We start from the raw sequence: 21420 nt of genomic DNA on the forward strand, positions 1-21420 counted from the left end.
TTGTTTTTAAAACATGTACTTATACAAACATATAGGAGGAATCAGGTATGGTTAGAACAGGTAAAGAATATTTACAGACATTGAAAGATGATAGGGCAATCTACATAAATGGGGAACGAGTACCGGATGTGACGACCCACCCAGCTTTTACAGGAATTACCCATACCATTGCAGGCTTATACGACCTAGCATGGGATGAATCTCAGAATATGACATACAAAACTGAGGACGGTACACTAGCAAATAAAATTTATATGATTCCAAGGAGTCGGGAAGAACTTAAAGAGAGAAGATTGGCGATTTCTAAATGGTCTGAAGCAACTTGTGGATTTGTCGGAAGAAGCCCTGATCACGTTGCCAGCTTTTTGGCTGCTTTTGCCAGTTCACCCGAAGTGTTTGATCGTGGAGGAGAAGGTTATGGAAATAATGTTTTGAATTTCTATAAACATGTACGAGATCAAGATCTATATGTAACATACGTTATTATTCCGCCACAAATTGATCGAAGTAAAGCAGCTCATGAGCAGGAAGATAAGTTTCTCCCAGTTGGAGTGTACGAAGAAAGGGAGGATGGAATTATTGTTCGAGGTTCTCAAATGCTAGGTACTGCATCAGCCGTATCCGATTACTTATTCGTAAGTTGCCTTACACCACTCAGACCTGGTGATGAAGATTATGCTTTGTCTTTTGTCCTGCCGATTCATGCAAAAGGATTAAAATTTTATGCGAGGCCTGGTTATGCTGAAAAATCACCAAGCACATTTGATTACCCATTGTCCTCCCGTTTTGATGAAAGTGATTCATTAGTTGTTTTTGACGATGTATTTATTCCTTGGCAAGATATTTTTGTTTACAAAAATATTGACATCGTGAGAGCTCAGTTCCATGAAACACCAGCTCACGTATTAGGCAATAATCAAGCGCAAATAAGATTTAGCAATAAATTGAAATTTTTGATTGGTGCTGCCCGAAAAGTTGCTGCTATGAATGGAATTGATAAAATCCCATCAGTCCAAGAGAAGTTAGGGGAACTCGCTTCTATTGCGGCTTCTGTAGAAGGTAATCTTTTAGCTTCTGAATATAATTGTATCATCGACAAAAACGGTGTGGCACGACCGAATCCACGTTTTCTCTATGGTGTAGTCGGTCAACAGGAAACTATCTATGCTTCCACTATTAAAATTTTACGGGAGTTATGCGGTGGAGGCGTTTTACAATTACCATCCTCATATAAAGAGCTCATCAATCCTGAAACGAAAGATGATATGTATCAATATATACGTTCTACGGGAGTTGGGGCTGAGGAGAAAATTAAACTATTTAAGTTAGTATGGGATATCATTGGTTCAGAATTCGGTGGCAGGCATCAACAGTATGAAATGTTCTATAATGGTGCACCTTTCGTCACGAAAGGCTTTTCATTTAGAAATTACGGCTATGATGAGCCGGTTCAAATGGTGGATAGATTTTTAGGAAGCTATTCACTTCCCACTAAAGTGGAAGAACTAATATAAAAAATATATAGAAAAGGGTGTTGCAGAAATGAAAATTGCATCAATACAATTGGAGATTAAAGATAGTGAATCTAAATCTGCTCGCATAGATCGTGTGGAGTCAATGATTGATGGATTAAAAGGACAAGATTTAATAGTTTTACCAGAAACGTGGGCAACGGGGTACTTTTCTTTTGATCGTTATATGGACGAATCAGAAGAATTGAATGGCGATTTTGTCCAACGTTTCTCCGCAAAGGCCAAAGAAGTTAAGTCATATATATTTGCAGGTAGTTTTATAGAAAAAAATAATGGAAAATACTACAACACAAGTGTTCTATTTTCTCCGGATGGGACACTAATAGGAACCTATCGCAAAATGCATTTATTTCGTTATGGTTCAAAAGAAGGTCAAATATTGACGAGAGGAAATGAAACAACTGTAGTCGATACAGAATTCGGGAAAGTGGGCTTATCAACTTGTTATGATTTGCGATTTCCTGAATTGTACCGTGCAGAAGTGGATTTAGGAGCAGAGTTACTTCTTGTTACATCTGCTTGGCCGCATAGAAGACTGGAGCATTGGAAATTATTCAATTCAGTTCGGGCATTGGAAAACCAGTGTTTCTTGATTTCGAGTAATTGTGTTGGAAATACTAATGACGTCCTTTTAGCTGGTCATAGTCAAGTGGTTGACCCTTGGGGGATTGTTGTGGCTGCTGGAGGAGATGAAGAAACTATTATTAAAACAGAGATTGATCCAGCTCAGGTTGCTAAAATTCGTGATGTATTTCCTAATTTGAAGCACCGGGTTTTAGATAGGCAGGAGGAATTCAGTTGATAAATATTAATGTTTGTGGAAGAAATATTGTCGCAGACCCTAAACGATTGCTTATTGCCGGGTATACGGGAAAAGACCAGGAATCTGTAAAAAAACATATTGATGAATTGAAGGAGATCGGCGTTCCGGCTCCTCCACAAGTTCCGATGATTTACGATCTTTCAACAAATCTCATTACGACAAATAACTCAATTTCAGTTATTCAAGAAAGCAGCAGCGGAGAAGCAGAAGTGGTCATCATGAAAATTGAAGGGAAATGGTATTTAGGACTTGGCAGTGACCACACGGACCGCGGGCTTGAAAAAGTGTCTATTCAGAAATCCAAACAAGTATGCAGCAAACCTATTTCAACACAATTTTGGGCCTTGGATGACGTAAAAGATCGATGGGATGACATTGAAATGAGAAGCTGGATGATTGTTGATGGGGTGAAAAAAGAGTACCAAGCAGGCAAGCTAGGAGAATTCTTGCATCCTGAAGATTTGCTCAAAATTATCGAGGAACGTGGCTATGATAGTGAGGATATGATTGTGTTTTGCGGAACATTACCGATTAAAAATGGTGAATTCATTTATGGGGAAGCATTTTCAGCAGAATTATATGATCGTTTAACAGATAACAAAATTCAATTGAATTATCAGGTTCATATTTTAGTGGATGCGGAGGTAGTTTGAAATGGAAAAATCAAAAATGAAAATTGATAGAAAACCAGAGTTGGAATTTGTTGAGTATAGGACCTTTGAGGCCGTTCCTTCAAAAACTGTAGAAGGTGCATCTCAACGAATCATTGCGCAGATTCCAGATACTAATGTAGCAACTCGTATCCTTGAACTGGAGGCAGGTACTGATACATCCCCTGATGGCGTGCAAGTCCATGACTTTTGGGAAGAATTATATATTATTGAAGGATCCTTAATCGATTTACGTCTAAATGAGGAATTTACAGCAGGAATGGTTGCATGCCGTCCTCCAGGGATGGAGCATGGTCCATGGAAATCACCTAATGGCTGCAGGATTTTCGAAGTTCGCTATTATGCAGATCAGAAAAAAGAAGAACATGAATTTGTCGATCATACCACTTTTGAAGCGCAGCCTTTTAGTAAAGTTAAGAGCCTTTCTGAAAGAATCATTGCTTCTGACCCTACTACAGGGGTTGCTACAAGAATTCTTCATAACGGTCCAGGTACAGATACATCTCCTAATGGCGTGCAAGTCCATGATTTTTGGGAAGAATTATATATTATTGAAGGGTCTTTAATCGATTTGCGTTTAAATGAGGAATTTACAGCAGGAATGGTTGCTTGCCGCCCACCCGGTATGGAACATGGACCGTGGAAATCACCAGATGGCTGTAAGATTTTCGAGGTCCGCTACTACTCCACGGAACAATAAAGAGGTAAGTACCGGGATTCTGCATTCCTATAGCAATATGGCAATCCATCAAATGGCTTCTCGTGACATCAAACAACGAGGAGCCTTTTATTTCTGATACATTCATACGCAGGAACCAAATGCTAATGCTCAAATTGATAATTCGATTATTTCAGAAAGTGGCTATTTTAAGTTTATGTGTAATGAATTATGTATACAGAGTTCATTACACATAAACTCTAATCGGTAAACAATGAGTGCACATTCATGAAAAGTTCAAATGACTTAAAATGCACTCCATTAATGGTTGATTATCGACTGGGGACGAAACATGGTCCTTAGTACCAAACGGAAACAAGGTTTTTGAAGTAGTATTGCACTAAATAATATCGACTAAACATTTTAAAAGTCATTATTTTGATGACAGAGAAGGTGAAGCAAGTTGGAAGTTTTCCATTTAGCACATCCACTAAAGGAATCCCTATATCCAAGGGAGCCCCACGTAATGGCATTAGGTTTTTTTGACGGTGTTCATTTAGGTCATCAATCCTTGTTAAAGCAAACCAAGAGAATAGCCGAAAAGAACAAGCTTAAATTCACGGCAATGACCTTCGATCCACATCCAAATGAAGTAATCAAATGGGAGAAAGATTTGCGGTATTTAACTCCCCTAGCTTTAAAGATTGAAAGAATGGCTGCTTTTGGAGTGGACAAGCTTTTTGTCATAAAGTTTAATTTATCATTGGCTTCCCTACAGCCATCCGATTTTATTAAACAATATGTTTTAGGTCTTCAAGCTAAACATATAGTGGTAGGATTCGACTTTACCTTTGGAAATAAAGCTCAGGGTAATGTTGATTATTTGCAAAAAGTGAGTAAAAACAACTCCTTTGATGTAACCGTCATTTCAAAACAGGCACATAATGGCGAAAAAATAAGTTCAACTTTAATTAGAAAAATAGTAAGGGACGGAGATGTCCACCTTGTACCTTACTATATGGGACATCAATTTGAAGTTAAAGGCTTTGTTTATATTTCAAATAGACATAAACATGAGAAAAAGAAAAAATCGGAAATTCATATTGAAAATAAGTATATCCTGCCAGCACCAGGTGTATATAGTGTAGAAATCAAAAACGGGAACAAAGCTTGTCAGGGGTTATTTATAAGATATGGGTCCAGCAAGAGGAATGATGAAATAAGCGGTCAAATTATAGAAATGCTGAAGGGAGGTGTTGCCGAAGAGTTGACAGTTAAATTCTTAAACAAGATACCCTTTGGGTCAATGCCTGAGTATAGTTCAAATTTTAAGGAGGTTATAAAATGATGGATGATAGAAATTTTAGAAACGCGATGGGGAAATTTGCAACAGGCGTAACAGTACTTACAACATATTTAGAAGATGAAGTACACGGTATGACGGCGAATGCATTTATGTCGGTTTCCCTTAATCCAAGATTGGTTTTAATATCCATAGGCGAAAAAGCCAGAATGCTAGATAAAATTAATGAATCTGGAAAGTTTGCTGTAAATATATTGTCAGAAGCTCAAAAAGAGTTATCCATGCATTTTGCGGGGCAGATTAAAGAAAACCGTCAGATTGAATTTGGCTGGATAAATGAACTTCCAGTAATAAAAAATGCTTTAGCAAATATCGTATGTAAGGTCCATAGTAAACAAATAGCTGGGGACCACACACTCTTTATTGGAGAAGTAACTGAACTCGTCATTAGCGAAGGGGCACCACTGGCCTTTTATGAAGGGAAATACGGCAAAATACTCAGCTAAGCTGTTTAAGGCGGAATTATTATTTAAGTTTGATCATTAAAGTTATGTTTAAAAGTTACGAATCCGAACGTGGAGCTTACTGGTTCCTTAATAGACTGTAAAGCTTTCTTGAAAGGGTCTTGTTTTGTTTAGGAGGGGAAACTCATGCAAAGCAAAAATAAGACGGCCGTCAGATCAATGGAAATCCTTAATCTTTTTTTTACGCATTCAATGTTAAGTTTAAATGAAATCGCAAATATTTCAGGGATACCGAAAACATCTGTTTATCGAATGGTCATGTCACTTGAAGAGATGGGTCTTCTCGATAAGGGGAGAGCTGGAAAATATTCACTTGGCCTGTTATTTCTTCAGTTCGGCCATTTGGTAGCCGAACGCCTTGATATTCGGCAGGTAGCTTTGCCAATAATGCAAAAACTGCATGACAAGGTAGGGGAAGCTGTTAATCTCGTCGTACAAGATGGCAAAGAGGCCATCTATATCGAAAGACTGGATACAAAACAGCGTGTTAGGCTTAATACGGCAATTGGCCGGAGAACTCCGCTTTATGCCGGAGCGTGTTCTCGTGTCATTCTCGCTTTTCAGCCGCAGTATGAGCGCGAACAATATTTAGAGCAAATCGAACTGAAGTCGATTGCTTCTGGAACGATCACTGATAAAGAGAGACTTCGGATTCTTCTAGAAGAATCTCAAAAAACGGGATATACGGTCAGTCACTCGGAACTTGAAAATTATATATCTGCAGTAGCCGCTCCTATTTTTAATGACAAAGGTTATATCATCGCGGGGATCAGTGTTACTGGTCTTGAGGTGGGTTACCGAAACGAGTTGTTGCCTCCATTGGTTGAAAAAGTGAAGAGTGCAGCGCTCGAGATTTCACGGGAATTTGGATATGCCGATAATGAAGCTGAATATGTCCACGGTTGAGAGATCAATTCCGATAGTCTTTATGCTTTTTTACAAGAACGATTATTGCCCTTATTGAAGGCTTTGTATAATGTATTGTGTATACACAATACATTATACATAATACTTATGGATTTGGGCGCTCATTAACTGGATGCCAGCTGATGACGATGAATCTTACAGGAAAAACTAAAGAAGGGGAAAGGGGTAGAATTTAACCCAGCATATAGGAGCAAAGTAAGCGAATGGCAGGAGGTCAGACTCTCTATATCGGGAAGTAACCTAGTTCTTCATTAATGATGGTGCACCTTTAACCTTCTATTAATAATCAGCAAGCCATCCACATCCAAGAATCCACATCCAGGAAAGTAACTAATCCGGAGGTGTGTTAAATTGAGTGGGAAAAAGAAACTGGACAAGAAATCAAAAAAGATATTATTTGCGAGTTTACTTGGCAGTACCATTGAATTTTATGATTTCTTTCTTTATGGAACCGTTGCTGCACTTGTATTTAATAAACTGTATTTTCCTAATGATGATCCGTTTGTAAGTTTATTGCTTGCTTATGCATCATTTGGCATTACTTTTTTTATACGACCTCTTGGAGGGCTTGTATTTAGTCATTTGGGAGACAAGTTTGGCAGGAAAAATACTCTCGTGCTTTCACTTTTATTAATGGGAGTTTCTACCGTCTGTATTGGACTTCTTCCAACATATAGCATGATAGGGCTTTGGGCACCAATTCTCCTTGTTTTCTTTCGTCTCGTTCAAGGTATCGGGCTTGGCGGAGAATGGGGGGGAGCGATACTCCTGGCGGTTGAATCTGCGCCTAAAGAAAGACGTGGCTTTTTTGGAAGCTTTCCTGCAATGGGTATCCCTCTTGGGATGTTACTTGGGACATTTTCCATTTCATTAATGAGTTTACTTCCGGAATCACAATTCCTTTCATGGGGATGGAGAGTGCCATTTGTCCTAAGTGCGATTTTGGTTGTTATTGGTATTTGGATAAGAAAAGGGATTGAGGAAACATCGGCCTTCAAAGAAGAGATAGAAAAAGGAAACGTCGTAAAAATCCCACTCTTTGAGACACTGCGATATCATTGGAAAGCTGTCTTAATTTCTTTAGGTGCAAAATGTGTTGAAGTGGGCCCATTCTATTTATTTTCCACATTTTTCATCTCCTATGCTACGGAAACACAAGGTTTTTCAAGGATTACAGCTTTAAATGTAGTTACGGTGGCAACAATCGTTACAGCAATTTGCATGCCATTTATGGGAATGTTGTCTGATAAAATTGGCCTTAAACGTGTTTTTCTTATTGGGACAATCGGGATAACTCTTTTTGCCTTTCCATACTTTTATTTGTTTTCCTTACAATCCACTCCCTGGTTATATGTTATTTCAATAGTGGGCTTAGGAATACTTTGGCCTCCAATTGCGGCGACTATCGGGACAATGTTTACTGAAATGTTTAGTACGAATGTTGGTTATACAGGAATAACGCTTGGTTATCAAACAGGCTCTGCATTATTTGGTGGAACGGCCCCAATGATTGCGACTATATTAGTGGGCGCCTACAATAATTCTTGGATTCCGCTTGCTTCATTTTTAGTATTTCTTTGTATCGCATCTCTTATCTCAGTATTATTTGTCCGCAATAGTCAAAATGAAAGTAATCCTTTCTCTGAAAAAAGGACACTAGATGATAAGGATACAGATAATCAAATAAGCGGGTAATGGATTGTCTTACTAAGAGGGAAATAGATTGATCTTTAAAAATGGTGACGTTTTCACAGTTAATGGAGAGCGGCTGAGGTAGGGAAGCCTTCAGATACCGCTCTCTTTGATTGAAGTCCCTTGAAGTGTTTGCGGCAGAAGGTACCATTAATGTGCTATGAACACGTAGACTCTGTTCGGCGAGGGCATTAGTAAAATAATAAACAGCCCAGCTAATTTTTTTCCCTTAATATATGACCTAATGAATAGATATTTCTTACATATCCGATAGTGAGCGCCGAGGACGGCTAGCTGAAGAAGAAAAGTATTGAATAATGGGTTGCCATATCCCGTCACTGGACGACTGATTATGCAATATTAAATAATTGATGTAGAATTGCATAAACCTTTTAATTAACCGAATAATCTGTATATTTAAATTGTTGGAAAAATACCATTAATCCCCACTTGGTATGATATTTGCATATAAGTTAATTAATCACGAATAAGGGTGGAGTGATACATGGAGAATGCAAAGTTAAGACGTTCGTTAACAGTATTTCCTTTAGTGCTATTTGGATTGGCCTATATGGCACCTACAACAGTTTTTTCTACTTATGGAGTTGTTGCGGAAATAACGAAAGGGATGGTGCCAGCTGCTTATATCATAGCTTTGGTTGGTATGTTGTTTACAGCCTATAGTTATGGTCAAATGGTCAAGGCCTACCCTGTTGCCGGTTCTGCTTATACATTTACTCAAAAGGCCCTTAATCCTCACCTTGGCTTCTTAGTGGGATGGGTCATCCTATTGGACTATTTATTTTTGCCAATGATCAATGGATTATTGATCGCCATTTACTTAAACGCGTATTTTCCATCCGTTCCTTTTTCCGTCTGGTTAATTGCCTTTGTCATTTTAATCACCGCTGTAAATATAATTGGAGTGAAAATAGCAACAAAAATAAATCTATTATTAGTTGCCTTTCAATTTTTAATAATCGTTATATTTACATTCCTCTCGATTAAAGGGGTACTTAACGGAATGGGTTCAGGAACATTATTCATGAGTTCTCCATTCGTGAATGGCGATATACCGCTATCTTTAGTATTGGCAGGATCCTCCATTTTATGTTTATCTTTTTTAGGATTTGACGCTGTTACCACATTTTCAGAGGAGACCATTAATCCTAAAAAAATGATACCAAAGGCCATTTTCCTCGTCGCATTAATAGGAGGAGGTCTGTTTGTCACCATCTCATACATCAGTCACCTTGTTTACCCAAATTTCCAAGCCTTTAAAGATCCAGATTCCGCATCCTTGGAAATTGCCATGTACATCGGGGGTCATTTATTTCAATCTATTTTTCTAGCAGGATACATTACCGGTGGGCTGGCTTCCGGTTTATCAGCTCATGCAAGTGTTTCGCGGCTTTTGTATGCCATGGGGAGAGATGGAGTTCTTCCAAAGAAAATATTTGGTCAAATTCATCCAAAATTTCAAACTCCAACACACAACATCATCTTAGTTGGTATTTTTGCTTTATCTGCTTTATTTGTTGATTTAGTGACAGCATCATCCTTTATTAACTTTGGGGCGCTTGTTGCATTTACATTTGTCAATCTCTCGGTTATTTCCCATTATTTTATTAGAGAAAAACAGCGAAACGGAATTAATGCATTGAAATACCTAATATTGCCGCTGATTGGTACGAGCTTCACAATTTGGTTATGGACCAGTCTTGATTCAAAGGCACTCTTACTCGGACTAGGGTGGTTCGGAATAGGTGTCATCATGCTGCTTTCAAATACGAAAATGTTTAGTAAGCGGCCGCCAGAGCTTTCCATTGATAGTGCGATTGAAAGAAATTAAAGCATAAAAGCTTTATGCATCAAGGAGGATAATAATGGTAAATGCAGACATCATTCTTTCTGGTCAACATGTTTTTACTGGATTACAAGATGAGCCTATACAGGCAGCTATCGCTATTAAAGATAATAAAATAATTAAAATCGGTTCTAAAGAAGATATAATGTCATTCCTTGGAGATCAAACAAAGGTGTATGACTTCGAAGAGGGGCTGATCATTCCGGGATTTCATGATTTTCATATGCACATTATGATGGGAAGCATTTTACAGAAGGATAGTGCCAAATTATTTGATGCAGCTTCAGAAGAAGATGCAGCCAAAATAGTAGCCGAATTTGCAGAAACGAGACCAAATGATGAGTGGATATTCGGTGTTGGCTGGGATCATACCAATTGGAAGAATAAAGTGCTGCCACATAGAACAACACTGGATAAATATATTTGTGATCGTCCCGTTTTATTATTCAATGCAGAAGTGCATTACGCATGGATTAATAGTAAAGCGATGGAAATGATCCAATTAACGAAGGATACCCCAAATCCGGAATATGGAGAAATTGGAAAAGATGAAAATGGGGAACTGACAGGCCTTCTATTTGAACAGGCAATTGGGTATGCATCAGAACATGCATACAAATTACCGAAAGAAAAACGTGTAAACCTATTCCAAGATTTTCTTAATGAAACAAAAAGGTTGGGAATCACATCCGTTAATGATTTATACGGAGCTAAAATTGCTCCGAATCCATTAGACGACCTTGAAATTTTTAAGGAATTTGAGAGAGAAGGGTTACTAACAACCAGAATTCACTTTTCGCCGGAGTTAAAAATGGATGTAGCTGCCGCCAAGGAATTACAAAAAAATTATCAGTCAGACAAGCTTACCTTTTCTGGATTAAAACAATTTATAGATGGTGTCGTGACTAGTCATACTGCTTTTTTATTGGATCATTACAAAGACCGTCCTGAAACAAAAGGCGGGACCACGTATCCAGCTGAAACAATTAAACAATTAGTAAAAAAGGCAGATAAGGAAAAATTTCAAATTCGTTTCCATGCTATTGGTAACGGTGCTGTCCGCTTAGCATTGGATGCATTTGAAGAAGCGAGAAACGTAAATGGGGAAAGAGATGCCAGACATGTCATTGAACATGTGGAGGTATTGCATCCAGACGATGTTCATCGCTTTAAGGAATTAAATGTAATCGCCTCATTTCAACCTAAACATATTGAATTAATGGAAAGTGAGGCATATACGGACAGAATCAGTGAAAAACAACAACCACTCTATTATCCTATCAAAACACTCGTGGATACTGGTGCAAAAATTGCCTTTGGTACAGATTTTCCTGTAGTGCCCCTAAATCCCATGATGGGCATTTATCAGGCAATCACGAGAAAAGATCTAACCGGGAAGGCGTGGCAAGAGTCGGAAGGAGTAACATTAGCACAAGCGTTAAAGTATTACACGGCTACACCGGCATTCGGGTCTTTCAGAGAAAAGGAATTAGGCACATTGGAAGCAGGGAAGATAGCGGATATCGCAGTATTAAATAAAAATTTATTTAGCATATCAACAGAGGAAATTCTTGAAACAGAAGTGAAGATGACGATCATGGATGGAAAGATCGTATATGAAAACCAGGTCATCACAACTGTATAAAATAAAAAATGATAAAAAGGAAGGTAGTGAGAAAAATGTCAAAAGTGAAAGTTGGGCTTATTCAAATTCATTGCGGAGAATTCATTGCGGAAAATATTCAAAAAACGATAGAGAAAATAAAAGAAACAGTAAATAAAGGTGCACAAATCGTTTGCTTACAGGAATTATTTTCTTCGCAATATTTTCCGCAAACGGTTAGCGTGAAAAATTATGATTTAGCAGAAGATGTAGATAGTGGTACATTGGCCGCAATGGGTGAATTAGCTAAGGAATTGGCCATTGTCTTGATTGTCCCTTTTTACGAAAGAGCAGGTGCTGGTATTTATTTTAATAGTGTAGCTGTATTTGATGCTGATGGGGAATGTTTAGGGATTACAAGAAAAAATCATATTCCGGATGGTCCCCAGTATCATGAAAAATATTATTTCGTTCCAGGCAATACTGGATATCCTGTCTATGAAACGGCTTATGGAAAAATAGGAGTTGGGATTTGCTGGGATGAGTGGTATCCAGAAGTTGCCCGAATTTTGAGCTTACAAGGTGCAGAAATATTATTCTATCCATCTGCTATTGGTTCAGAGCCAGATCATCCCGAGATATCAACAAGATCATCCTGGGAAAAGGCAATTTCCGCTCATGGCATTTCTAATGGTGTATTTGTTGCTGCGACAAATCGAGTGGGCCAGGAAAAGGACATGAATTTTTACGGCGGTTCATTCATTAGCGATACATTCGGGAATATTTTAGCTTCACTTGATGAGGAAGAAGGAATTATTGTCCAAGAAATTGATTTAAAAGAAATAGAAGAGACTAGAAAAATTCTGCAATTCTTTAGAGACCGTCGTGTCGATACATACGGCCCTATATTACAAAAAGAAATACTACCGACCCCACCCCCTTCAAAAAAGGGAACAAACAAAGCGCTGTTTAGATAGTCATTAAAAAATAATGCATGTGTTTTCTCTTGGGAGGTCCGTACCCATCAAGCTAATTCTGTTTTTTAAAAGTAGGGATTGCTGTCTTATTTTACGCTTACCACATCGTAATTAAGGCTGTGCAATCCTTCTTCTCAAAATTTGGTATACTTCGCCTGAAATTTAAACGAACGATTGTTGGTGGACACGTTGTTTATGTTCAGGCGAATACATTAGTAAAATAATAACCGTTTCTGCTAACTGCGTAACAAATTATGCAATTGAGATAATGGGGTTCAGTCGATTATAGCGGAATATATTTAAAAGAAATAGAAGGTGGGACTACCTATCATTTCTTTTTTGCTACTGAGAGCTATGCCTTAAAAGGTATAGCGTTTTTGTTAATACAAGCAGTTTTATCAAAGTTCAAAAAAAACAGGTTTATAAGTATAAAAACAAGGAAAAAAATTCTGAGGAAATAAAAATTTTAGGTGGAGTTATTAGTTTATTATAGATGACTAATAGGTGTACTTTTTTATATTTTAAGATAATTCCCAAACAGGGATTTTTTTATAGGAAGACCGCTAAAATAGTATCAAAAAAGAATCCATTAAGTGTTTTAGATTTCCCTGAAATACGTGGAGTATATATCCTTTTTCTTATTTACCCTCAAAAAAGCCAAATTCCTCTTGAATTATATTGAGAGAAAGCAATATTATTTTGCTATTCTTTTTTAAGGAGGATTGTTTTATTGGGTATTTTTATCGTATTTTTGTTCTGTTTATCAATTGTTTTTTCTTTACTTCATTTGTTCCATTGTTTACCTTGGTTTCGTGAACAAAACGAAGGGATAAAACAAAATCTTGAAAAGGAAAAAGGAATTAGTATTCTAGTCCCTTGTTACAATGAACAGGGAATTATAGAAACCTCCATTAAGAGTATGAAATCCTTATCTTATTCACAGTTTGAGGTCATTTATATCAATGACGGTTCAAATGATAAGACTATGAATCTCTTTCATAAATTTCTAAAGTTAAAACCATGTTCAAAATCTGCACTTAGAAAGCTTTCCCATATGAAAGTAGAAAATTTTTATCAATCCAAACTTTATCCTAATATCTACGTTATAGATAAAAAGAATGGGGGAAAAGCTGATTCCTTAAATGCAGGTATTGAATATTCTAGCCAAAGTTTGATTGTAACATTAGATGCTGACACCATATTGACAGAACAGGCCTTATCAATTGTTAACAGCACATTTGAGGATAAGGATGTAGTTGCTGCAGGTGGTATGGTGCACGTTTTGCAAACAAAAACATCTAATCCTTTGAGAGACTTGTCTTTACTTCATACAAATATGCTAGTTCGTGTCCAAATGTTGGATTTCCTAAAAGCATTCTATATTACTAAAGTATCTCTTGCACGCTTTCGTGCATTAGCTATCATATCCGGAGCATTTGGTATTTTTACAAAACAAGCTCTTGTTGATGTAGGAGGATATCGTACAACAATAGGAGAAGATATTGATATAACACTGCGCATTCATAGGTACATATCGGGACAGAAAAAAAAGAAGATTGTTTTTGTACCGGAAGCTGTTTGTTATACAGAATTACCTGAGAACTGGAAGGATTTTATCAAGCAACGCATACGATGGCAAAAAGCATTTATTGATTGTTTTATCCATTTTAGATCCTTTTTTTGGAAAACGTTTTTCACTAAGCCGGTTTCCTTTTTCTACATAGCCGAATCTTTTCTAGTAGGGACCATCGGTACTTATGTTACGACAGGTATTTTTGTGATAAATAGTACCTTAAACCCTCCTACTTTCTCTCCTTATTATATATTTACCTATTTGTCTTACATTTTTTTATTTAGTTTAACGTATGACTTGGTGGCAATTGGTATGGGTAAGCATTACGGGTTTACGTTTCAGAAGAAAGATAGATATCGATTATTTATTACAATTATTTTTGATATATTTGTCTATCGATTTGTAACTTTGTATATTGTTATGTATGGGAGCATTGCTTATTTCTTTAACAAAGACTGGAATAAAGTTGCTCGAACAGGAAGAAATTATCAAACTGATTCAAAATCTGCAGCATAGTTTGAAATCTCGCCTGATGTTCTGTTTCAACATACTGCTTTTTTAAAATGTCAAATTAGGCATCTAAATGCCAATTATTGCGTTTATAGAAAGATTAATTTAGCAAAATTCTCGAAGACCGCCCTTTAAAGGGGGCGGTTATTTTTTTCAGCTGTAGCTTTAAATGAAGATTGTAGCTTTCGTTGTCGTAGCTTTTTCTAATGCAACTAATGGGGATTTTATTTCAATAATAGGGTTGTACTAGGGGAGCCTTTGAACTAACGGTGCAGGTTAGTTCCGTAGGAAATATATAATGAACAAGGTGAAAAGGTGAAACGATAAATGAATAAAGATTCATATTAGCGTCATAAGTGAGCCTCCAGTAGCACCGATTATCACTATAAACCAAGCAGGCAATTTCCAGTACACAAGCATACTAAATAAGATGGCAGCAAAAGCAAAGTCTATAGGAGCTGAGATGGAGCTGGTCCAAATGGGATTATAAAAAGCCGCAATCAAGATGCCTACAACTGCTGCATTTACTCCCATTAATGCCCCTTTTACTTTAGGATTACGGCGTAATGTGTCCCAAAATGGCAATGTCCCTAAAATAAGAAGAAATGCAGGTAAGAAAATAGCAATTGTTGCTAATAAGCCACCTTGCCATCCATTTATCACGGCACCTATGTACGCTGCAAACGTAAATAATGGTCCTGGTACAGCTTGTGTTGCACCATATCCAGCAAGAAATGCCTCTTTGTCTAGCCAGCCAGTAGGGACAAATTCACGTTCAAGCAATGGCAAGACTACATGTCCACCACCAAACACTAAAGAACCAGACCGATAAAAGCTATCAAACAGAGCAATCCAATTTGATGAAGTAACCTCTCGTAATATTGGAAGTAGAAACAGTAATCCGAAAAATAAAACTAAACTAACAAAACCGACACCACGCGAAATCGGAAAATGAACGTTAGATTCATAACTTTCGTCGTGTCGTTTATAAATTAGAAAACCAATAAATGCGGCCAGTATTATAATACCAACTTGCACATAGGCAGTCTGCCAAATCAAGGTCCCAACCAAGGCTATTAATGCAATTGTCTTTCTCTTTATATCTGGAGTTAAATTTTTTGACATCCCCAAAATGGCGTGTGCAACTACTGCTACAGCTACTATTTTTAATCCGTGGATCCAGCCTTCATTTGAAACATCCATTCCTTTGAAAAATGATGCTAATATTACTAACGCTATCACCGAAGGCAGTGTAAAACCAAGGAAAGCTAAAATTCCACCGAAGAAACCTCCCCGCATAACTCCGACTCCAATTCCAACCTGACTGCTAGCTGGACCAGGCAAGAATTGACACAAAGCAACTAAATCGGCATAGCTTTTTTCATCCATCCATTTTCGTCGTTTAACATACTCATCATGAAAGTAACCTAAATGTGCTATTGGCCCACCAAATGATGTTAAACCAAGCCTTGTTGAAACTAATAGTATTTCAATTAGTGACTTTAAACTTCTGTTTGTTTTGTTTTGATTCACTAAAATAGTCCTCCTATTATTTAAGTTCATAAGCTTTCTTTCCGGCTTCCATAAATATTTCCTTTTTCAGTGGTCGAATTAATAATTTTCTTATTTTCCCATCGACGTTTCGTTCCTCATTTATTAAAAGTCCATCAGATTCCATTGTGTATAAAGTACCTGAATTGACGGTTTATCCATGTCATTTTAGTTCTTAGAACATCCAAAGACCAAAGTCGATTATCTATAATGAAGTATACTATTTATAAATATTTAGTTTCTAATTCAAACAATTAATTTACACACTCTTAATATTTGCTCAACCTAACATTATTTATCAAAAAATGGAAACATTTATCGCCCTTAATGTTTAGGTAAATCCATAATGAAGTTCATTACCGGAAGCTGATCAGCAGCTTCTTTACTTTTGGAGAAAAAAAGCAGTATTTAAAAAGATGAGTTATTTAACACTTAGCGTACTACTTTTTTTAAGTGAGACGGTTAGCTAAGATCAATATGGGAAATACTAAGAGAATGAAATTCTTACCGAATTTTCAGAAAAATGCATTGACGGGAAATTAAGGTTGTTATATATTATTAATAAGTTAAATTTATTGTTATATAACAGAAGGAGGAATCTAGATGATGAACATTTATGATAAAGCTTATGAAAGTTATTTAAAGATTTGTGAAAGGTATGAAATCGAGTCGATAAACATTGACCATTTCATCAAAAATTTAACTAAAGATCAGTTGGATGAATACAGTAAATTAGCCGTTTAAACGAAAGGACGTGATTGCAAAGATGGACCTCCCGGTTGATGTAGATGTAGAAGCCAGTTAGAAACCCCACCAGTTGCTATGGGAACAGGTGGGGTTTTGTCATGTGTTTTTAGCGCTTATTTTTAATAGGATAACTTGGCATGTTGCACAGATGTTGTTGGCGATTTATTCTCGCGATGACCCTCTTTATTTGTTGTTGAGCATTTTAATAGCTCGCCCGAAGACGAAGGTAACTTTCAAAATGTTCATCGTATTAATGGTCATGTTTGCGAAAGAACCCTTCTTTTGTTCGAGGACGTGTATAGGGTAAGCCGGTATGCTTAATAAGCAGCTTGTAATTGCTGGTGTTTTATAAGTTCTTCTGATCTTATAAAATCAAAGCAATAAAATATCAATTACTATTACATTACTAGTAAAAGAGAAAGGCTGTGCCATAAACTTGAGGGGGAAGGGTTAAAAATTCAGAATTTTCTTGAAAGTGGTTCATGCACATGTTAGAATTCATTTCAGGTAAGAATATTATAAATAAGATGATATTGATTTTTTGGTGAAACTGAGTTTCTTAATAAGCAACGAAAACCAATGATGAAGGGACTAAAGATTCTATCTAGGAAATAAAGTCTATGGCGACGCCTTCTTCCCTAGTACCTTAAAACAAAAAATCAGTACAATGATTGTTATACAGTTCGACATAACTAATCATTCTTTTTATACAAAATTTTTTGGTTATAGAAAGGAACAGTGTTGCTTATTAGGGAACTAGTAGTGTTGATTAAACATCTTCAGTTTTAATATTCTTCCTATCTATTAATAAGGGGGGTGAGAAAGATGATTTGAAGTGCTTCATTGGACGGGAAATAATATGTAATAAAATTAGTTTACATCACCGATAAAAGTTATGGCGATGTATGCTAATGATTTATTTTGTGGAATGGAAGAAATGTAAGCGCTTGTATAAAGGTTATCAGTTGGTAATGTCCCGTGTTTTAGACTGTAACACCGTAACTAGTTTAGAAAAGGCACAACTTTACATGATGGAAATGAAATCATTCAGGAGGTTTTTGTTTAATGAACAAACAACTGCAGCTGAAAAAGAAGCCTAAATGGAAAGTTCGTTATACTGTCTTATTCGTATTATGGTTATGTTGGCTGTTTTCTTTCCTGGACCGAATGGTAATCACTATTGCATTGCCATATATTGGCGAAGATCTTAATCTTACGGCAACAGCTCAAGGGTTACTGTTAAGTATTTTCTTTGCGGGGTATGCACTGTTCCAAATTCCGGGCGGAATGTTATCAGATAAATTTGGCTTTCGTCGTGTGATGAGCATTGCGATTGTTTGGTGGTCAATTTTCACATCATTGACTGGTTTGATTTTTTCTTATCCACTTATGTTACTTATTCGATTCGTTTTCGGTTTAGGTGAGGCATGTTTACCAGGTGCTGCTTATAAAGGAATAGCTAATTACTTTCCCAGTAAACAACGAGGAACAGCTACTGGAATTCAGTCAACAGTTAATACGTTGGGACCGGCTATTGCTGTTATTGCTGCTGCAGCAATTATTGGGGCATTTGGATGGCGTACAGTGTTTATCGTAATGGGTATTCCGGGGATTATACTCGGTCTGTATATCTGGTTTAAATTCAAAGATAATCCGAAAGATCATCCTAAAATGACGAAAGAAGAGCTAGCAGAATTAGAAGAAGACATTAATACTGAAAAATCAAAAGAAGAAAAGAAATCAGGAGTTTCCTTTAAGGAACTTTTAAGAAAACCAATTTTATGGCAAATGGCGCTTATTTGGTTCTTCTTTGATATTACTTTCTGGGGCTTCACTTCTTGGCTTCCATCTTATCTGATAAATGTTAGAGGACTTTCTTTAATGAATACTGGCATTTTCAGTGCCTTACCGTATCTAGTAGGTACAGTCTCCATTGTTCTTGGTGGGTACTTGTCAGATAAAGTAAAAGGAAAAAGAAAATGGGTGTTCATCCCTAATGCTGTAATTGGTGGGTTGGCATTATTATTAATGCTTCAAGCTTCTTCCACTGCAATGGTCATTACGTATCAATGTGTTGCAGCCTTCTTCATGTTCTTGGCTCAAGGAGCATTCTGGGGTTTGGTAGTTGACACACTGCCTGCGAAAATAATGGCTGCAGGCTCATCCACTGTTAACTGTTTCGGATCAATTGCAGGATTTATCGCCCCGTTTTTAATGGGATATATGATTGAAAGCAGCGGTGGTTCTTACAATTCATCTTTCATATTAATGATTGCAGCCATCATTGTAGCAGCAATCATCGCCCTTACGATTGGCAATGATACCGAAAAAGAAGATTCATTAAATTCAGAAACAATAGTGGAAGCCTAATTTGAATTGCCAATTTATCAGTAAGTAAATGGATTCATTTATCTTTGTTGAGAATGTTTTTTTACATGGTAATAGCATTATATTTAGAAAATCCTTGTTGATAAGAGGCTGTCAGATGCCGAATCCTCGTACATTGAAATACAGACGCTTTTTTTCAGATAGTGGGTAAGAAAGAGGGGGGGGGGGGGGATTTTCAGAAAAGCATTTAAAGATTAAAAGGGAACACTGTTGCTTATTAGGTAACAGAAAGGGCGTGAATGAACGAAATAAGTTAAATCATCTTTAAGGGAGTTTGAATGAATGAAACTAAATTTAAAACCAAACAATGTCAGTTCATTAACAAAGGTACTTGCAGTAGCTACGCAAAATCAATTTGCTGTCGGTTCGTTTACCCCTAGAGCTACAAAGATGGTAGCTCCTATACTTAGAGCGGCCCAAGAAAAGAAATCTGCGGTTATTGTTCAAACTTCTGAGAGGGAGCAGGAACGATATGGAATTAATTTAGTGGAATTTAGCCGAGAGTTTTATCGTGTAATCCAAGAGGAGAATATTACGATCCCTGCTGTGTTACATTTAGATCATACGAAGGATTTCAATGTAATTGCAGAAGCCATCAAAGTTGGTTTTACATCCGTTATGATTGATGCATCAGAGCAACCATTTAAGAAAAATATTGAGATAACAAAAAAGGTTGTTGAGTATGCACATTCAAAAGGCGTAACTGTAGAAGCTGAATTAGGAAAGATAGGGACAACCGACTTTATTGAAACCGACGTTGATGAAGAGCTATTTACAGAGCCTGAAGAAGCAAAGCAGTTTGTTGAAGAGACCTGTATTGATGCATTAGCGGTATCTGTCGGAACTTCACATGGGGTTTATCTCGTTAAAGATCCAAAAATTGATATTGAACGTTTAATGGAAATTCGTGCATTAACATCTGTACCTTTAGTGTTACATGGCGGTTCAGGCACTCCTTCAGAGATGATAAAGAATGCAATTCAAATTCCTAATGGTGGAATCAGTAAAGTGAATATTGCAACAGATTTAGAACATATGATGATAAAAACTCTTAATCGAGAAAATCATGTTACAGAAAAAGAGTGGTCGGAACTACCGACTGAAACATTGACTTTAGTCCAAAACGCAGTTCAGAACGTAGTACAAGAAAAAATTGAAAACTTTTTAATAAGTAGTGATAGTGCTTCTTACTATGTTTAAGAAGTAATATGATACTAACCTTTGAACAGTACCCCATATTTTAGACACATAGATAAACCCTTTAACCACATAATTTATAACTATACTACTTATCGTTGAAGATAACTTTTTTTAGAAGAATTGCTAAGGTAATAGGAGGAAAAATAATATGTCTATAGAAAGATCAAGTATAGTAACATTTGCTGGCAATCCAGTTACGTTGATTGGGAGTGAAATTCGTGTTGGGGATAAAGCGCCAAATTTTGAAGTGTTAGCAAACGATCTCTCAAAAGTTACACTTGAAGATTCAAAAGGGAAAGTCCGCCTTATCTCATGTGTTCCCTCTCTTGATACAGGAGTATGTGACGCACAAACACGGCAATTTAACCAATTAGCTAGCAATCTAGGAAATGATGTAGAAGTGTTAACAATTAGTGTAGATCTTCCATTTGCACAAAAAAGATGGTGTGGAGCAGCAGGAATAGAACAAGCCCAAACCCTTTCAGATCATTTTAAGATGTCATTTGGAACAGCTTATGGCACATATATAAAGGAACATCGTTTAGAATGCCGTGCAGTATTCGTTGTAGATGAAAATGATGTCGTACAGTATGTTGAATACGTTCCGGAAATTACGGAACATCCGAACTATGAAGCAGCTATAAAAGCAATTAAGTCATTTATAAAAGTTAAAAAGTGATATAAGTAAACAATATACTCATGATTTAAAGAACGCATATTGTTTTTCATTAATCCTAAGAAGTAAAATGTTACTGCATTTAAATCTTTTTTTCTCAGTAGAAAGGCTGCCTTACACATACACAAGGTCAGCCTCTTCTCCTATATGTAATAATGGGGTGGTGAGGTGCAAAAGTTGTTATTACCTTAAAGGAAT

The 21420-nt window shown here is 36.8% G+C and carries 17 protein-coding genes and 1 pseudogene; 16 read left to right on the forward strand and 2 right to left on the reverse strand.

What is annotated here, in order from left to right; all coding sequences use genetic code 11:
- The first annotated feature begins 47 nt into the window (after positions 1-47).
- The 12 genes from MKX49_RS03325 to MKX49_RS03380 all read left to right on the forward strand — a co-directional run bounded on the left by MKX49_RS03325 (position 48) and on the right by MKX49_RS03380 (position 14666).
- The gene (locus MKX49_RS03325; protein WP_340874949.1) at positions 48-1514 is read left to right on the forward strand and encodes a 4-hydroxyphenylacetate 3-hydroxylase family protein; all 1467 of its coding nucleotides are present in this window, start codon (positions 48-50) and stop codon (positions 1512-1514) included.
- Positions 1515-1542: 28 nt separating this feature from the next.
- The gene (locus MKX49_RS03330) at positions 1543-2334 is read left to right on the forward strand and encodes a carbon-nitrogen family hydrolase (protein ID WP_048689657.1); all 792 of its coding nucleotides are present in this window, start codon (positions 1543-1545) and stop codon (positions 2332-2334) included.
- A complete protein-coding gene (locus tag MKX49_RS03335) occupies positions 2331-3008 on the forward strand; it encodes a DUF2848 family protein (RefSeq protein ID WP_318291041.1) in 678 nt (225 codons plus the stop codon). The genes MKX49_RS03330 and MKX49_RS03335 overlap by 4 nt, the downstream gene beginning before the upstream one ends.
- Position 3009: 1 nt before the next feature.
- Entirely contained in the window at positions 3010-3726 is a 717-nt protein-coding gene (locus MKX49_RS03340; protein WP_340874956.1) for a hypothetical protein, read from the forward strand.
- Between the two features lie 484 nt (positions 3727-4210).
- The gene (locus MKX49_RS03345; protein ID WP_340874959.1) at positions 4211-5032 is read left to right on the forward strand and encodes an FAD synthetase family protein; all 822 of its coding nucleotides are present in this window, start codon (positions 4211-4213) and stop codon (positions 5030-5032) included.
- A complete protein-coding gene (locus tag MKX49_RS03350; protein ID WP_063596850.1) occupies positions 5032-5493 on the forward strand; it encodes a flavin reductase family protein in 462 nt (153 codons plus the stop codon). Before MKX49_RS03345 ends, MKX49_RS03350 begins: the two co-directional genes overlap by 1 nt.
- A 144-nt stretch (positions 5494-5637) precedes the next feature.
- On the forward strand, positions 5638-6417 hold the full coding sequence (locus MKX49_RS03355; protein ID WP_340874961.1) for an IclR family transcriptional regulator: 780 nt from the start codon (positions 5638-5640) through the stop codon (positions 6415-6417).
- 372 nt (positions 6418-6789) lie between these two features.
- The gene (locus tag MKX49_RS03360; protein ID WP_340874963.1) at positions 6790-8133 is read left to right on the forward strand and encodes an MFS transporter; all 1344 of its coding nucleotides are present in this window, start codon (positions 6790-6792) and stop codon (positions 8131-8133) included.
- A 502-nt stretch (positions 8134-8635) separates the two neighbouring features.
- Positions 8636-9982: an APC family permease gene (locus MKX49_RS03365; RefSeq protein WP_340874966.1), complete on the forward strand. Its 1347-nt coding sequence runs from the start codon at positions 8636-8638 to the stop codon at positions 9980-9982.
- A gap of 34 nt (positions 9983-10016) precedes the next feature.
- Positions 10017-11642, forward strand: coding sequence for an amidohydrolase (locus MKX49_RS03370; RefSeq protein WP_340874968.1), 1626 nt, complete (start codon positions 10017-10019; stop codon positions 11640-11642).
- A gap of 35 nt (positions 11643-11677) precedes the next feature.
- A complete protein-coding gene (locus MKX49_RS03375; protein WP_340874971.1) occupies positions 11678-12577 on the forward strand; it encodes a carbon-nitrogen hydrolase in 900 nt (299 codons plus the stop codon).
- 730 nt (positions 12578-13307) lie between these two features.
- Complete coding sequence (locus tag MKX49_RS03380; protein WP_063596761.1) at positions 13308-14666, forward strand: glycosyltransferase family 2 protein; 1359 nt, start codon at positions 13308-13310, stop codon at positions 14664-14666.
- Between the two features lie 333 nt (positions 14667-14999).
- Here the strand turns inward: MKX49_RS03380 and MKX49_RS03385 are convergent, their stop codons facing one another.
- On the reverse strand, positions 15000-16223 hold the full coding sequence (locus MKX49_RS03385) for a chromate transporter (protein ID WP_445670110.1): 1224 nt from the start codon (positions 16221-16223) through the stop codon (positions 15000-15002).
- 591 nt (positions 16224-16814) lie between these two features.
- On the opposite strand from MKX49_RS03385, the gene MKX49_RS03390 reads away from it, so the two are divergent.
- Positions 16815-16955, forward strand: coding sequence for a hypothetical protein (locus tag MKX49_RS03390; protein ID WP_153246179.1), 141 nt, complete (start codon positions 16815-16817; stop codon positions 16953-16955).
- A 161-nt stretch (positions 16956-17116) separates the two neighbouring features.
- Here the strand turns inward: MKX49_RS03390 and MKX49_RS28355 are convergent.
- A pseudogene (locus MKX49_RS28355) lies at positions 17117-17309 on the reverse strand (IS5/IS1182 family transposase); the annotation flags it as partial.
- A 714-nt stretch (positions 17310-18023) separates the two neighbouring features.
- Here MKX49_RS28355 and MKX49_RS03395 point away from each other — a divergent pair.
- The 3 genes from MKX49_RS03395 to tpx all read left to right on the forward strand — a co-directional run bounded on the left by MKX49_RS03395 (position 18024) and on the right by tpx (position 21225).
- Positions 18024-19328, forward strand: coding sequence for an MFS transporter (locus tag MKX49_RS03395; protein ID WP_340874975.1), 1305 nt, complete (start codon positions 18024-18026; stop codon positions 19326-19328).
- Between the two features lie 300 nt (positions 19329-19628).
- A complete protein-coding gene (locus MKX49_RS03400) occupies positions 19629-20546 on the forward strand; it encodes a class II fructose-bisphosphate aldolase (RefSeq protein WP_340874978.1) in 918 nt (305 codons plus the stop codon).
- A 148-nt stretch (positions 20547-20694) separates the two neighbouring features.
- Complete coding sequence (tpx, locus tag MKX49_RS03405) at positions 20695-21225, forward strand: thiol peroxidase (protein WP_063596766.1); 531 nt, start codon at positions 20695-20697, stop codon at positions 21223-21225.
- Positions 21226-21420 lie beyond the last annotated feature (195 nt).

The sequence above is a fragment of the Peribacillus sp. FSL M8-0224 genome (genome assembly GCF_038003055.1).
Lineage (GTDB): Bacteria > Bacillota > Bacilli > Bacillales > DSM-1321 > Peribacillus > Peribacillus frigoritolerans.